The 13,358-nt window shown below is 38.0% G+C and carries 17 protein-coding genes, 1 pseudogene and 1 riboswitch; of the genes and pseudogenes, 12 read left to right on the top strand and 6 right to left on the bottom strand.

Annotated features, from left to right (window positions below):
* The first annotated feature begins 32 nt into the window (after nt 1–32).
* The 9 genes and pseudogenes from SAY88_RS12105 (at nt 33) to SAY88_RS12065 (ending at nt 6,839) form a co-directional block, all read left to right on the top strand.
* Nucleotides 33–1,151 (top strand): YqgU-like beta propeller domain-containing protein, encoded by a 1,119-nt coding sequence (locus SAY88_RS12105; protein ID WP_332632097.1) that lies wholly within the window; start codon nt 33–35, stop codon nt 1,149–1,151.
* A 64-nt stretch (nt 1,152–1,215) separates the two neighbouring features.
* A riboswitch (TPP riboswitch) is annotated at nt 1,216–1,322 on the top strand.
* 57 nt (nt 1,323–1,379) lie between these two features.
* On the top strand, nt 1,380–2,006 hold the full coding sequence (thiE, locus tag SAY88_RS12100; RefSeq protein ID WP_332632096.1) for a thiamine phosphate synthase: 627 nt from the start codon (nt 1,380–1,382) through the stop codon (nt 2,004–2,006).
* A gap of 7 nt (nt 2,007–2,013) precedes the next feature.
* Entirely contained in the window at nt 2,014–2,211 is a 198-nt protein-coding gene (thiS, locus tag SAY88_RS12095; RefSeq protein ID WP_332632095.1) for a sulfur carrier protein ThiS, read from the top strand.
* Nucleotide 2,212: 1 nt separating this feature from the next.
* Nucleotides 2,213–2,992 carry a thiazole synthase gene (locus SAY88_RS12090; protein WP_332632094.1) on the top strand — a complete coding sequence of 260 codons (780 nt, stop codon included), beginning with the start codon at nt 2,213–2,215 and terminating at the stop codon, nt 2,990–2,992.
* A 20-nt stretch (nt 2,993–3,012) separates the two neighbouring features.
* Complete coding sequence (thiO, locus tag SAY88_RS12085) at nt 3,013–4,125, top strand: glycine oxidase ThiO (protein WP_332632093.1); 1,113 nt, start codon at nt 3,013–3,015, stop codon at nt 4,123–4,125.
* 38 nt (nt 4,126–4,163) lie between these two features.
* On the top strand, nt 4,164–4,967 hold the full coding sequence (thiD, locus tag SAY88_RS12080) for a bifunctional hydroxymethylpyrimidine kinase/phosphomethylpyrimidine kinase (RefSeq protein ID WP_332632092.1): 804 nt from the start codon (nt 4,164–4,166) through the stop codon (nt 4,965–4,967).
* A gap of 146 nt (nt 4,968–5,113) precedes the next feature.
* The gene (locus SAY88_RS12075) at nt 5,114–5,713 is read left to right on the top strand and encodes a hypothetical protein (RefSeq protein ID WP_332632091.1); all 600 of its coding nucleotides are present in this window, start codon (nt 5,114–5,116) and stop codon (nt 5,711–5,713) included.
* A 16-nt stretch (nt 5,714–5,729) separates the two neighbouring features.
* Nucleotides 5,730–6,416 (top strand): annotated as a pseudogene (locus SAY88_RS12070) (DUF1385 domain-containing protein); the annotation flags it as partial.
* Nucleotides 6,417–6,494: 78 nt separating this feature from the next.
* Nucleotides 6,495–6,839 carry an MTH1187 family thiamine-binding protein gene (locus SAY88_RS12065; protein WP_332632167.1) on the top strand — a complete coding sequence of 115 codons (345 nt, stop codon included), beginning with the start codon at nt 6,495–6,497 and terminating at the stop codon, nt 6,837–6,839.
* Between the two features lie 76 nt (nt 6,840–6,915).
* On the opposite strand, the gene SAY88_RS12060 is transcribed toward SAY88_RS12065, so the two are convergent.
* Genes SAY88_RS12060 through SAY88_RS12050 form a run of 3 tightly spaced genes read right to left on the bottom strand, consistent with a single transcriptional unit; the run spans nt 6,916 to nt 8,627 of the window.
* Entirely contained in the window at nt 6,916–7,344 is a 429-nt protein-coding gene (locus tag SAY88_RS12060) for a GNAT family N-acetyltransferase (RefSeq protein WP_332632090.1), read from the bottom strand.
* A gap of 7 nt (nt 7,345–7,351) precedes the next feature.
* A complete protein-coding gene (locus SAY88_RS12055) occupies nt 7,352–7,867 on the bottom strand; it encodes a YjcG family protein (protein ID WP_332632089.1) in 516 nt (171 codons plus the stop codon).
* A 28-nt stretch (nt 7,868–7,895) separates the two neighbouring features.
* The gene (locus tag SAY88_RS12050; RefSeq protein WP_332632088.1) at nt 7,896–8,627 is read right to left on the bottom strand and encodes an alpha/beta hydrolase; all 732 of its coding nucleotides are present in this window, start codon (nt 8,625–8,627) and stop codon (nt 7,896–7,898) included.
* Between the two features lie 227 nt (nt 8,628–8,854).
* On the opposite strand from SAY88_RS12050, the gene SAY88_RS12045 reads away from it, so the two are divergent.
* Nucleotides 8,855–9,040, top strand: coding sequence for a hypothetical protein (locus SAY88_RS12045; RefSeq protein WP_250096072.1), 186 nt, complete (start codon nt 8,855–8,857; stop codon nt 9,038–9,040).
* Nucleotides 9,041–9,222: 182 nt separating this feature from the next.
* Here SAY88_RS12045 and msrB read toward each other — a convergent pair whose 3' ends face one another.
* The 3 genes from msrB to SAY88_RS12030 all read right to left on the bottom strand — a co-directional run bounded on the left by msrB (nt 9,223) and on the right by SAY88_RS12030 (nt 10,728).
* Complete coding sequence (msrB, locus tag SAY88_RS12040; RefSeq protein ID WP_431308867.1) at nt 9,223–9,660, bottom strand: peptide-methionine (R)-S-oxide reductase MsrB; 438 nt, start codon at nt 9,658–9,660, stop codon at nt 9,223–9,225.
* Nucleotides 9,650–10,180 carry a peptide-methionine (S)-S-oxide reductase MsrA gene (gene msrA / locus SAY88_RS12035; protein ID WP_332632165.1) on the bottom strand — a complete coding sequence of 177 codons (531 nt, stop codon included), beginning with the start codon at nt 10,178–10,180 and terminating at the stop codon, nt 9,650–9,652. The genes msrB and msrA overlap by 11 nt, the downstream gene beginning before the upstream one ends.
* A 71-nt stretch (nt 10,181–10,251) precedes the next feature.
* Nucleotides 10,252–10,728: a hypothetical protein gene (locus tag SAY88_RS12030; RefSeq protein ID WP_332632087.1), complete on the bottom strand. Its 477-nt coding sequence runs from the start codon at nt 10,726–10,728 to the stop codon at nt 10,252–10,254.
* A gap of 299 nt (nt 10,729–11,027) precedes the next feature.
* On the opposite strand from SAY88_RS12030, the gene SAY88_RS12025 reads away from it, so the two are divergent.
* Both SAY88_RS12025 and SAY88_RS12020 read left to right on the top strand, forming a co-directional pair.
* On the top strand, nt 11,028–12,764 hold the full coding sequence (locus SAY88_RS12025; protein ID WP_332632086.1) for a BCCT family transporter: 1,737 nt from the start codon (nt 11,028–11,030) through the stop codon (nt 12,762–12,764).
* 208 nt (nt 12,765–12,972) lie between these two features.
* Complete coding sequence (locus SAY88_RS12020) at nt 12,973–13,293, top strand: hypothetical protein (protein ID WP_332632085.1); 321 nt, start codon at nt 12,973–12,975, stop codon at nt 13,291–13,293.
* The last annotated feature ends 65 nt before the right edge of the window (nt 13,294–13,358 follow it).

Genomic DNA, 13,358 nt, shown 5'->3' with positions numbered 1-13,358 from the left:
ACGAAAGTGCTTAAATGAGAGGGAGGGGAAAGATGAAGCGAATTGTATATATTATTGGGATTCTTTTTATGGTTTCAGCCTGTACCCAAGCTCCGTTAGAGAGTCAACCCTTACCAAGAAGTTTCGAATATCAACCAATTAAGCGAGATGTATCAACCTCTTTCTTTACAGGGGCTGATATTACACCTATACAAAACGAACATGTTGTAACGGAAATTATAGGTTGGTTTGACGATGATACGCTTTTGTATTTGCAAGAACAAGAAGAGCGTTCAAGTCTTTATAAACATCACCTTTCTACAGGACATTCATCAAGTTTTGTTGAGGTGGGCGGGTGGATTACAGAGGTCCGTGCTAATGCCGATTACTCTTTATTTGCTATTTCGCATATAACGGTAGATAATGAGGCTCACTTAGTTATTATTGACCGGAATGGTGAGATAAGGCAGACGATCAAAGATTACGGCGAAGAATATACTGCATACTGGAATCCATATAAACTTGATACGTTTATTTTGATTGCTTTTTTACCAGATTGGGAATTTGAAACGTATGTAGTTGATGTAGCTGAAACGAAAGTGAGAAGTATCGATTTGGAACAGTCCTATGTACAATGGATTTCGGCTACTGATGTCGGGTATTTAAAATGGGAAGAACTCGAACCTAATTTTCAAGCACCTCTATATGAAGTCAATGTAAATAGTGGGGAGGTGAAAAAATGGCAGGATGCTGTAATTGCATATATGAGTTTCCCGGATGGTCTCTCGCTCTCTGTAACAGTGGAATCTGTATATGACCTGTATTCCACATACACATTTTATGATGAGCAAAATGCTTTTAGGCATATTGACATGCCCATTCTTAACACATATTCGGAACAATGGTGGATCCCTTATTACTCTTATGATGATGTACATGGAATTTTTTACTACTTAAGACCACAATATAGCAGTGATTTCTTTAGTTACACTGATGGTTTTGAGTTGGTTGCTTATGATATTCAAAGAGATGCTGAAGAAAAGCTGACTGTATTAGAAAGGCATGTTCCTATTCATGTTTCACCTGAAGGATCTTTCTTGCTATTTGGAGATCGCTTCGAGATGGTTATGGACTTGTCTGAAGGGACGTCTATTCCTCTTATAGAAGAATAAGATGTTAACTTGGCCTCTTGCTTTTTTTAGTCAGTATGTCATAATAACTGTATAACTAGTATGTATTATAGACTAGGGGTGTCCACATAAGTGGACTGAGAAAAAGGTTATCCTTTTACCCTCATACCTGATCTGGATCACGCCAGCGTAGGGAAGTCATCTGAGCCGTATTCCGTATGTTCGGATGCGGCTTTTTTTCGATTTTATGTATAAAAAGGTGGGTTACTCATGAGAGAGTTTAAGTTATACGCGATTACAGGTGAAGAATTTCATCAAGGCAGAGACCTTGTAGAAGTAATGGAAGAAGCAATTTTGGGTGGTGTTGATATTATCCAGTTACGAGATAAAACGAGTAGCAAAAGAGATGTGCTAAACAAAGCAAAGTCACTACGTGAATTAACAAGAAAGCATGATGTGTTGTTTATTGTAAATGACCACATTGATGTTGCTCTTGCAGTTGATGCAGATGGCATACACATTGGCCAAGATGATTTGCCTCTTGCTGAAGCAAGGAAGATTATGGGACAAGATAAAATAATCGGACTTTCCACTCACAAAATTGAGGAAGCTCGCGAGGCTGAAGCGGGTGGAGCTGATTACATTGGGGTTGGGCCGATTTTTCATACCAATAGTAAAGTAGATGTCGTCGATCCTGTTACAACTGAGTATATTAAGCAAGTTATTGCAGAGATCAATATTCCGTTTGTGGCGATCGGCGGAATTAAGCTGCACAATGTAGATCAGGTATTAGATGCAGGTGCAACTAGAATTTGTATGATATCTGAAATTGTTGGTGCAAAAGATGTAAAAGGTGTTTGTCAGCAATTTACAAAAATATTAGCGGAAAAAGGGTGAATAGTAGATGCGTTTAATTATAAATGGGGAAGAACATCACGTAGACGTTTCTAGCCTTGAAGAAGTGGTGTCACATTTTGAACTCGAACCACATCTTGTTGTAACTGAGGTAGATGGAAATATTATTGAACGTACCAATTGGTCAGGGACTGAACTAAAAGAAGGCATGAGAATTGAACTTGTTCAATTCGTTGGAGGTGGCTGAGATGAAACAAAAAAAATTAACGATTGCAGGTAAAGAATTATCTTCGCGTTTCTTCCTTGGGACGGGTAGGTATCCAAATCCATTTGTCCAAAATGAAGCAATCAAGGCATCCGAAGCTGAGGTGTTGACCTTTGCTATTAGACGAGTCAATCTAGGAGCTCCGAATGAGGATGCTATTTTACAACATTTAGAAGGTATGTCTTTTACCTATTTGCCCAACACTTCGGGCGCGAAAACAGCAGAAGAGGCAATTCGAATTGCAAGATTGGCAAAGGCTTCAGGCTTGAGTGATTGGATTAAGGTAGAAATCAGTGTAGACGAGAAAACGTTGCTTCCTGATCCGATTGAAACACTAAAAGCAACAGAAGTCCTGGCAAAAGAGGGATTTGTCGTTTTACCATATACTTCTGATGATCCAGTTCTTTGTAAACGATTAGAGGAAGCTGGGGCTGCAGCAGTCATGCCAGGAGGTGCTCCGATTGGAACGGGATTAGGCATACTAAATCCATATAATTTAGAGCTCATTATTGAACAAGCAAATGTTCCTATTATTGTCGACGCAGGTCTTGGTTCTGCGATGGATGTTGCACAAGCAATGGAATTAGGTGCAGATGGTGTATTAATGAATACCCCTGTAGCAAAGGCTAAGGACCCAGTTAAGATGGCTCGAGCGATGAAATACGCAATTGAAGCAGGGAGACTTTCCTACGAAGCAGGGAGAATCCCGAAGAAAAAGTATGCTACAGCAAGTAGTGGATTTCAAGCATTCGTTTCAAAGTAGTAAGAGCAGGGGGGAGACATGTGCAAGAGAAAGTAATGGTTCTTGGAGGGGGCGTCATAGGTCTTGCAACTGCATTTGAGCTTAGCAGACGTAACTATGATGTAACAGTATTAGAAAAAACGAATTGTGGAGGACAAGCATCTGGTGCTGCAGCCGGGATGCTTGCTCCTTATTCAGAAATTGGTGAAGATCCAGACGACTTTTTTAGATTATGTTTAGATAGTTTAAGGGTGTATAAACAATGGCAAAGCGATGTAAAGAATGTTTCAAAAATGGACTTTGAATATTCGGAGAGCGGAAGTCTTCATGCGGTTTATCATGATGCGGATGTTCTCGCACTTGAAACAAGGCAGTCTTGGCAACGTGAATGGGGAGCAGAAACTGAATTGATATCTGGAAGTCGACTATGGGAGATGGAACCGACACTTTCAAAAGATATAAAAGCGGCAATGTATTATCCAGAAGAAAGTCACGTGTTTGCACCTGACTATGTAAAGGCACTTGAAGCTGCCTGCCGCCTGAACGGTGTAAATGTAGTAGACCAACTTGAACAAGTGACAGTTGTTGATTGGGAGCGATCGGTTACATTGCGAGCAATAGATGGCCGTCAATTTACAGGAGACCGTTTAATTGTATGTTCAGGTGCTTGGTCTAGTGAGTTAGAAGAAGTGTTTGGAGTTCGTATTCCAGTCTATCCAATTCGCGGGCAAATTTGCGCGTATGATGTACCTGTAAATCATGTGAAGCATATTGTTTATACAAGTCAGGGCTATCTTGTTCCAAAGGGAAATGGAACGTTAGTTAACGGAGCTTCTGAAGATATAGCAGGTTTCAAAACGGATGTTACAGAAAAAGGCATACAGAGGCTAACAAATTGGAATAAGCACGTTTTTCCTTTCTTAGGTGAAATGACACCTTTCCATACATGGGCAGGATTACGTCCTGCGACTCAGGATGGGTTTCCACTTATAGGGAAACTTGAGGCAGCACCACATGTTGTCTTTGCAACAGGACACTATCGAAATGGAATATTATTAAGCCCAATTACAGCTGTAGCGGTTGCAGACTTATTAGATGAAAAGGAAGCATATACACCGCTTGCCTCTTGTAAGCCTGAACGATTTACGTATTAGTTGAATAGGACAAATAGATTTAGAAAGGAGGTCTTTCTATGACTTTAGCAAAAACGTTAACGATAGCAGGGTCAGATAGTGGTGGTGGGGCTGGAATCCAAGCAGATATTAAAACATTTCAAGAATTGCACACATTCGGTATGAGTGTAATTACAGCTTTAACAGCTCAAAATACACTTGGAGTTCATGGTGTGTTTCCTCAGTCGCTAGAAGCAATTGAAGCACAGCTGGAGGCCGTATTATCTGATATTGGTACAGATGCAGTTAAGACGGGAATGTTATTCTCTGCGGACATTATTACCCTTGTTGCTAATAAGTTGAAAGAGTATGACGTGAAAAATATTGTAGTAGATCCAGTAATGATCGCAAAAGGAGGGGCTTCTCTTCTGCAGGAAGAAGCAGTTAAGGCACTTACAAGTAAATTACTACCGATTGCAACGGTTATTACTCCGAATTTACCAGAGGCAGCTAAATTGCTAGGAAGAGCAGAAATGAGGTCACTTGAAGAAATGAAGCAGGCAGCAATTGATCTTCATAAGCTTGGACCTAGCTTTGTGGTATTAAAAGGAGGCCATTTAACTGATGGACCTGCTGTTGATTTATTATTTGATGGAAGATGTATTCATGAGCTTAAAGTACAACGCATTGATACGAAACATACTCACGGTACCGGTTGTACATTTGCTGCAGCCATTGCTGCAGAATTAGCAAAGGGAGCACAAATAAAAGAAGCAACAGAGACAGCAAAAGCCTTTATCACTGCTGCAATCTCCAATTCATTAAATATTGGTGGCGGAATTGGACCGACAAATCATGCAGCATTTAGGTATAAATCGAATTAAAACTAGGGGTTAACTCAAGGATAAAAGGAACCTTTGAGTTACCCTTTTTTATCTGCATATCCATTTACTCAAGCAGATGGATCGTTTAGTATAATGAGTAGTACCTTTAATTGATTTGTTTACACATAGGAAGGAAGAAAGAGTTTATGTTTCGTGGAAATAAACCAGTATTAATTTTGCCAGCTATTTTAGCGGTTGTCATGCTGTTTGGAGGATATCAGTTTCTCCAAGGATCTGAAGCCATCACGAATGAAGAATTGCAAGATGTTATTGAATTGGAATTGGAGACAACAAAGACAGAGCAAGGGGTAGAAATAGCAGCGAATTGGGATTGGACTGTTATGCCTGCTGAAGGTTTATACGGAGAAGATTATATTGGAATTGTCATTATGGAGAGAGAGACGATGACACCACGTACTGATATTGAGGTAGAAAAAGCATTGCTTGAACTGTTGTATGCTGATCGAACTATTGAACAGTCGGAAGGAACCGTCGTAGAGAACGGGATTATTTTTCCTTTTTCAAATAAATTAGTAGAACATGAAAGTTATGGGAATGTAGGCCGTTTACGAGTAAATGTTACAGGAGAGGAAATAGAAAGTGAAGATGTAGTCTTAACCTTTCTTCATACGTGGACAGAGCATGCGCCGCTTGAAAAGACAGATGCATTATTGTCATCACCAACCTTCACAGGAGCAGCCAATGTTCCTCATTGGGGTTTGAGAATTAGTCAAAAGGAAGAGTAACATACAGAAGGAAGGTATGTGCGTGAAGATCAGAGGGCTCTCCTATCAAAATGGTGTTTTCTATATAGGGAAACAACATGTCGCATGCGCGTATCATGAGAATGGACAGTTAAAAAGTTGGCTTAAACCAGTAAATACAGCTACAATGGTCGTTATAATGAAGCAAATTGTTTGGGCTATGCCTTTATGGTTTAAAGCATTAACACTTTTTTATATAGGTTTGGTTTTTGTTCCAAAACTACTAGCCATTTGGTACCCTACAATTTGGGAAGGACTACCGTATTATTTTTTGTTTTATTACATGTTTGGTACTCATTTTCTATTTCCAAGGCAGCTTAGAAAATATCATGGGGCCGAACATAAAGTATTTAGTGATAAGGGTGTAATTCGAAGGGCTCGAATATTCCAAATAGGAAGGGCTAGCATCACAAATCGTTATTGCTCAACAAATGTTGTTGTCATTTATTTTTTAAGTGTTTTACTCCTTTCAATGCTTCTAGCAGGAATGACTGGCAAAGTATTTTGGGCGATCGAGATTGCATCCTATAGTAGTCTCTTGTTAGTTCCTATCGTACAAAGAGTAATGGATATAAAAGGATTTGGAATGATAAAAAAGGTAGTTCTTTCGACTTCGTATTGGCTGCAAGTTCATGTGACAACAATGGAGCCAGAGCGTTCACATATGATAGCTTCGATTGAATCATATCGTAAGCTTGCAGCACAAGAATTTCCTGAGAGATTAACTGTTATACGTCCAAAACGAAAGAAGGAGGAAAGGCATATGGCAATTGTTGATGTAACCGTAATTCCAATTGGAACAGAAACTCCAAGTGTAAGCAAGTACGTTGCGGAAATACAGGAGTTATTACATTCATACGAAGGCAAAATAACGTACCAACTAACACCGATGAGTACGTTAATTGAAGGAGAACTTCCTGTTTTATTTGATGTCATTCAAGCGATACACGAAGTACCATTTAAACATGGTTTACAGAGAGTAGCAACGAATATCCGAATTGATGACCGTCGTGATAAGGAGTCAACCATGGCTAGGAAGGTGGCAGCGGTCCAAGCTCACTTGAGTCAAACTGAGACAGAAATAGAACCTGTACATCATAAAGAATAAGAAATTAACCATTACAACTGTAAAAGAAGCGACTGAAATTGGGATGATCACCATTTTCAGTCGCTTCTTTTTTTCGTTAACTTAATGATTTAGTCATGGTCACATGAGGGATACCAGCGTCTAGGAATTCTCCTGAAATCGTCTCATAGCCTAGTTTACAGTAGAATTCTTGTGCTTGAATTTGTGCATTTAGCTTTGCTTTGCCAATCCCATTTAATTGAGCGGTTTCCTCAATCTTTTTCATTAGTTCCCGTCCTGCTCCAGTACCACGAGCATCTTTGGCGATACATATTCGTTCAACTTTACCGTAGCCATCAACAAACCTAAGCCGACCGGCACCAATTGGTTTGTTAGAATCACTATATACAACAAAGTGAATTGCTTCTTCTTCATGTTGGTCAATTTCTTCTTCTATTGGTACTTTTTGTTCGTCTACAAACACCTCTGTGCGAATGTTATATGCATCTTCTAGCTGATCTTTTGTTGTAACTTTAACGACTTCCATTATTAATTTATACTTCCTTTCCAAGATGGAATGTTTCATATACGGTCCATGAACCATTTTCTAATTGATAAAGCAACTGCATTCGATTAATCGTTTCCTGATGTTCAATTTTTTTCATTTTTAATTGCCCAACAATATCGGAGTGCTCCTGACTTGAGAGGTCTTGCCCGATAGTTACGTGAGGGATGAATCCATATTTCTCATTTGAAGAAAAGGGATTCTCATGTAAAGCTTTATACAAGGATGATAACGATTCATGTTCACGAATCTTAAAGAAGATTGTATTCGACTGCGGGTAAAAGGTATCTACTTTATATATATCAATAAAAGCAGGTTCTGCATTATTGGCAATTTCTCTTAAAGTAGAGACGATTAAAGAAAGCTCTTCTTCCTGCACCTCAAATGTTTCTTTTAAAGTGATATGTGGCGGGATTAGTGAATAATGACTGTCATAGCGCATGCGATAAGAGTTAGCATGATCTTGAAGCTCTTTAGATGGAAACAAAGCAATTCCATAATTCATAATTACATCCTCCTTCTGTGATCGTTTGTTATGATAATAACGTGGTTAACCCTCTTGGTAAATCTTTTTGCCAATATGTCCATGTATGATCCCCATCAAATTCTTCATAAGTATAGGCAAATGGCTTCTCTCTTAACATAGCTTGTAACTGCCGATTTGGAGTTAGGAAATCTAGCGTTTGTCCATCCGTTGTTTTTACAGCTGTCTCTTTCAATCCAATCACATGATAAATCGCAATGTTCTCTATCTTGTTATAAGTAGATACGTTATGCATAACTAACTCGTTAACATACGGAGAGTGCATCATTACTTGACCGAATAGGCTAGGGTATTTTAAAGATGTTAAAAGAGATACTGTTGCAGCAAGAGAATCTCCAGCTAACGTTCGAGATGAGGCAAGTTGATGAGTAGGATACGTTTTATCAAGGAATGGTATCACCTCATTTGCTAAAAAACGTATATAAGATTCAACTTTTTCTCCATTCGGATGGTAGCGTTTTCTCCGTTCGCTTACTGATGGATAAGGAATCCCAACAATAATCGTTTCCCTTATTTCACCTTCGTTTATTAAATGTTCAATTTGTCTTGGGAGTCGCCCAAGCTGAAAATAGTCGTTGCCATCTTGACATATTAGTACATCATATGTTTGTAATGGTGTAAAGTTAGGTGGAGTATAAATGAGTAATGATATTTCCTCCTGCAACTCTTCGCTTTTAATGCTTGTTTCTGTTATGTTGCCTTCTAAAGATCTTCTGCTCAAATGACTCAACTCCTCTTCCTGAGAATTCCTTTTTTTATTTTACCTAATGATAGGTCAGAATGCTATGCTAAGGGATTCAGTAATAGTTGGGTTCATTAATGGAGATAATATTAAGGAGCATTCACCTAAAAAATGTTAAAGATAATAAAAACTTACAGTTCGAACAAATTGTATAGTTCTTTAATATTTTGTACTATATAGAAAAGTTGAGAAAGGTATGAGTAAGAATGTCCAAGATTCCAAGATGGATTTACTATAAACAAGTATTCCGATCTAAATTTCAAGCTGGTTGTGTGAAAGCAAAAATTGAAGACAATTGGATGAATGGCTATGAAATCGGCCCACTTGTAGAAATAAAGAAATTGCGAACAGACAAATATGTAGTCCGATATACGTACGACGAAATAGTGTAAATAATTTAAGAGGATCATTTTTAGGAATATGAATTTAGGGAGGTTTGTAGTAAATAAGTAAGAGAGGTTGTGTTAATATCAAGTTTCAGCCCACTAGGTCAGACAAGATATGTGTACTCAAATGAAAAGATATACTTACCTTATGGTTGGGACAGATCCTATGAGACAACCTCTCTCGTTATTTATTTAAATAAGTTTTGATACAAGCCGTATCCTTCTTTTTCTAATTTAGATTTTGGAATAAAACGTAATGCTGCTGAATTTATGCAGTAGCGTAGTCCATTTGGACCTGGACCATCATTAAAGACATGTCCGAGATGTGAATCTGCTTCTTTACTACGGACTTCTGTTCGAATCATCCCATGACTATAATCTTCTTTTTCAATTATTTCTTCATCAACGATTGGTTTGGTAAAGCTAGGCCAACCACACCCAGCATCATATTTATCTAAAGAACAAAATAGAGGTTTACCTGATACAATATCGACATATATACCGTCTTCTTCGTGATTGTAAAATTCATTTCGGAAAGGCGGCTCTGTCCCATTCTCTTGCGTGACAGCATATTGCATCGGTGTTAGGCGTTTTTTTAATTGTTCTTTTGTTTCTTTACTCATCATTTTGCCCCCAATGTAAATTAATAAATGATTCCCTACCCGATCCTTTACGATATCTTGCATAGTGAAGTGGGTTTTTCTTGTAGTAATCTTGGTGATATTCCTCAGCAGGATAAAACGATTTTGCTGGTAATATTTGTGTTGCAATTGAAGTGGGGAATTTTCGACTTTTTTCTAATAACTTCTTTGATTCTTCCGCAAGTTTTCTTTGTTCGTCTGAGTGGTAAAAAATCGCTGTTCGATAAGAATCTCCGCGGTCAAAAAACTGTCCTCCAGGATCAGTTGGGTCAATCTGCAGCCAAAAAATTTCCAATAACTTCTCATATGTGAAAACAGTCGGATCATATACAATTTGGACTGCTTCAAAGTGCCCCGTAGTTTCAGAGCAAACTTCCTCGTATGTAGGGTGTTCAGTATAACCTCCCGTATAACCTGAAATAACTGATTCTATTCCTTCATACTGATCAAAAGGTTTTACCATACACCAAAAACAGCCGCCAGCGAACGTTGCTTTTTCAGTCATGTGCTCCAACTAATTCCCCTCCTTTATTATTATTATAGCAACTAATTAGACCGTAAGAAAATAATTAGAGTTTATGTTTGGGGGTTAACTCTAACAGTTTTTAATACGATTGCCCTTATGATTAACCCAATAACATATCCACCTAAATGAAAGAGGATAGGGAGCCAAATAACGCCAGCGATCTTTCCGAAAATTTCCATTGTAGAGGAGAAGACAACACCAATTGTTCCGGCATAAGCAGAAACTACAAACGGGATAAAGGCATAACGTATATGTACCCCACCAGCATCGCGGTATGCATCATACATTGAAAATAAATATAAACAAGGATAGAACATAATCCATTGATAATTAACAGAGGCATTAGCAGCTTCTCCTAATCCGTGAAAACTGGGGATGATTGCTAAATTTAATCTTGCTTGAACGTTAACGATAAACTCTAATATGACAAATAAAAATCCTTTTGCATATTTTTGGTTAAGGAATTGACCAAATCCAGGAAAGGCAATACTCCAGAATATAATCTCCGATCTTTTTTCTTTATCCATTAGCAACGACCCCTCTACTATGACGATTCTTGCTATAGCAAGTAAAAGTAAACACGTTAAGGAAGCATAAACCTTGTATAAGTTAAATGTAATATTTTTTTAGTATATCTATAGAAAAACATTCTAACCGGCAAATTGGATTTACAATTATTGGTTATTGCTTTAAAAACATAAAGAATAGTATATGTGAATATAACAAAGAGTAATTAAAAAACAGGTTTAACGTGTTATGTAATTTGGGTAATATATTTTGTTAGCTATATACTTGAAATTTTGGAGTTTTTGTATAGGAGGTTACTATGGATCAAGTTAATGAAACGAAAAGAGTAGGTATTGTTCTTATCATATCAGCTATATTAGTCGGATTATTTGTTCTGTGGGGAGCGTTATCACCAAGTTCACTCGACCGAGCGGCGGGCCAAGGTCTCAGTTGGATGCTAGATAATTTTGGTTGGTTCTATATGTTAGTCACTGCCTTTTTTGTTTTATTTGTTATTGTTTTAGCCATCAGTCCACTTGGGAGTATGCGGTTAGGAAAACCAGGTGAGAAGCCGCAGTATTCATGGTACTCGTGGATAGGAATGCTTTTTGCCGCGGGGATTGGTGTAGGGTTTGTCTTTTGGGGGGTAGCAGAACCAGTTCTTTACTACTTTGATACACCTAGTGGATTTACACCTGAAACTCCAGAGGCTGCAGTTGCTGGACTAAGATATGCAGTTTTTCACTGGGCCCTGCATCCGTGGGCAATCTTTTCTATTGTTGGATTAACATTAGCATATGTTCAGTTTCGAAAAGATCGTCCTGCATTAATTAGTTCTGCCTTTTATCCAATTATTGGTGAAAGAGTTCATGGGTGGTTAGGAAAGTCGATTGATATATTAGCTGTCATTGCAACTTGTACAGGTGTTGCTACAACATTTGGTTTAAGTGCCCTGCAAATCACGGGGGGGCTTTCCTATATTTCTCCTGTGCCAAATACGGTGGCAACTCAAGTTATAATTATTGCTATTGTTACGTTTCTTTTTATGTTTTCTGCGGCCAAAGGAGTAGATAAAGGGATTAAAAGGTTAAGTAATATTAACTTAGCTGTTGCGGCTATCCTATTGCTTTTTGTCATCATAGTCGGGCCAACGTTATTTATTGCAGAGAGCTTTGTGACAACATTAGGTGGTTACATTACAAATGTTGCCTCAATGAGTTTAACAATGACCCCTTTTATTGAAAGTGCGTGGCTTGGAACGAATACAATCTTCTTTTGGGCGTGGCATATTGCTTGGGCTCCATTTATGGGGATTTTTATCGCTCGAATTTCCCGTGGCCGTACAATCCGTGAATTCATGGCAGGTGTACTAGTTGTACCATCTATTTTAGCCATTATTTGGTTTACGGCTTTCGGTGGAACGGCATTAAGTTTAGAAATTGCTGGTGCCGCTCCGATTGGGGAACTTGTAATGAATAATGTGGAATTAGCACTTTTTGCTACACTTGGTGAATTGCCTTTAAGCACAATCACAAGCTTCATCGCAGTAATTCTTATTCTTATATTTTTTATAACATCTGCTGATTCGGCTTCGTATGTTTTGGGAGCCATGACCTCTCATGGGAGTTTAAATCCTAGTCTATTTTCCAAAATGCTTTGGGGAGTCTTAATTGCAGGGACAGCTGCCGTACTCTTAATCAGTGGTGGGGGTGGCCTAAGCGCATTGCAAACAGCATCAATTATTGCAGCACTTCCTTTTGCTATCATTATGACAATAATGATCATCTCGGTACTAATCATGCTAGGAAGAGATTATAAACTGGAAGGCAGAAAGCGTCGTAAGAAAAACAGAAAAGAAATAAAAGAAGAAATTCGTGAAGAAATGTATGAGGAAATGAAAGAAGAGGTTATGGAAGAAATGAAGGAAGAGATGTACGAGGAAATAAAAGATGAAGTTATCGAAGAAATGAAAGAAGAAATGTTAGATGGGATGAAAGAAGAGATAAAAGAAGATCTAAAAGAAGAGTTAGATATTGAACAAGATAACAAGAAATAAATAGAAGAAATAAAATAGAAGAAATAAAAATGAGGTGTTGTTCAAAAGGTTATACTTTTTGGATAACACCTTTTTTAAAATTTAAATCCCATCAGTACTGTGATCAATTCTAAATGAACTCCGCTACAGTCTAACACGTTGTATCCGCTTGTATCATATTCTAATAATGCCATTCGGCTATAAACGAAAGAAAGAGAGGAGCATCATAATGAGCAATTATCAGCAAGAGCTTATGGATATAATGGTGAAAAAAGTTCTGAGCAAGCATAATGTGAAACCAGTATCTGATTTATCAGATGAGGAAAAAGAGAAAGTAAAGAAAGTTGTTGGGGAAATTCAATCAGAAGTAGAGAAGTTTCTTGAGAATCAATACAAAAGTGTAAGTGAAGAGGACTTTGAGGATAATACTACGCCACAAAACGTAGAGGAAAAAACTCAACCGAATCCAGTCATTGAAGAGTCGTTGAAAAAGATGATAAAAACCAACAATGACTTATCGAAAGTTAAAACTTTTTTTAATAAGCATTAAAGAGAAAAGGAGGGTTTAAGTCGATATGATTTTAGACTCTCCTTCTTAATTATTTCACCCAACAA

This window comes from Halalkalibacter flavus, from assembly GCF_036663575.1.
Classification (GTDB): Bacteria; Bacillota; Bacilli; order Bacillales; family Bacillaceae_D; genus Halalkalibacter; species Halalkalibacter flavus.
This window is presented reverse-complemented; position numbering and strand designations above follow the sequence as displayed.

Coding starts and splice junctions, on each gene's coding strand:
- SAY88_RS12025 (WP_332632086.1), top strand. CDS start 11,028: ATGGATCAAGTTAATGAAACGAAAAGAGTAGGTATTGTTCTTATCATA.
- thiS (WP_332632095.1), top strand. CDS start 2,014: ATGCGTTTAATTATAAATGGGGAAGAACATCACGTAGACGTTTCTAGC.
- msrA (WP_332632165.1), bottom strand. CDS start 10,180: ATGACTGAAAAAGCAACGTTCGCTGGCGGCTGTTTTTGGTGTATGGTA.
- msrB (WP_431308867.1), bottom strand. CDS start 9,660: ATGATGAGTAAAGAAACAAAAGAACAATTAAAAAAACGCCTAACACCG.
- thiD (WP_332632092.1), top strand. CDS start 4,164: ATGACTTTAGCAAAAACGTTAACGATAGCAGGGTCAGATAGTGGTGGT.
- SAY88_RS12060 (WP_332632090.1), bottom strand. CDS start 7,344: ATGGAAGTCGTTAAAGTTACAACAAAAGATCAGCTAGAAGATGCATAT.
- SAY88_RS12090 (WP_332632094.1), top strand. CDS start 2,213: ATGAAACAAAAAAAATTAACGATTGCAGGTAAAGAATTATCTTCGCGT.
- SAY88_RS12020 (WP_332632085.1), top strand. CDS start 12,973: ATGAGCAATTATCAGCAAGAGCTTATGGATATAATGGTGAAAAAAGTT.
- SAY88_RS12065 (WP_332632167.1), top strand. CDS start 6,495: ATGGCAATTGTTGATGTAACCGTAATTCCAATTGGAACAGAAACTCCA.
- SAY88_RS12055 (WP_332632089.1), bottom strand. CDS start 7,867: ATGAATTATGGAATTGCTTTGTTTCCATCTAAAGAGCTTCAAGATCAT.
- SAY88_RS12105 (WP_332632097.1), top strand. CDS start 33: ATGAAGCGAATTGTATATATTATTGGGATTCTTTTTATGGTTTCAGCC.
- SAY88_RS12075 (WP_332632091.1), top strand. CDS start 5,114: ATGTTTCGTGGAAATAAACCAGTATTAATTTTGCCAGCTATTTTAGCG.
- SAY88_RS12030 (WP_332632087.1), bottom strand. CDS start 10,728: ATGGATAAAGAAAAAAGATCGGAGATTATATTCTGGAGTATTGCCTTT.
- thiE (WP_332632096.1), top strand. CDS start 1,380: ATGAGAGAGTTTAAGTTATACGCGATTACAGGTGAAGAATTTCATCAA.
- SAY88_RS12045 (WP_250096072.1), top strand. CDS start 8,855: ATGTCCAAGATTCCAAGATGGATTTACTATAAACAAGTATTCCGATCT.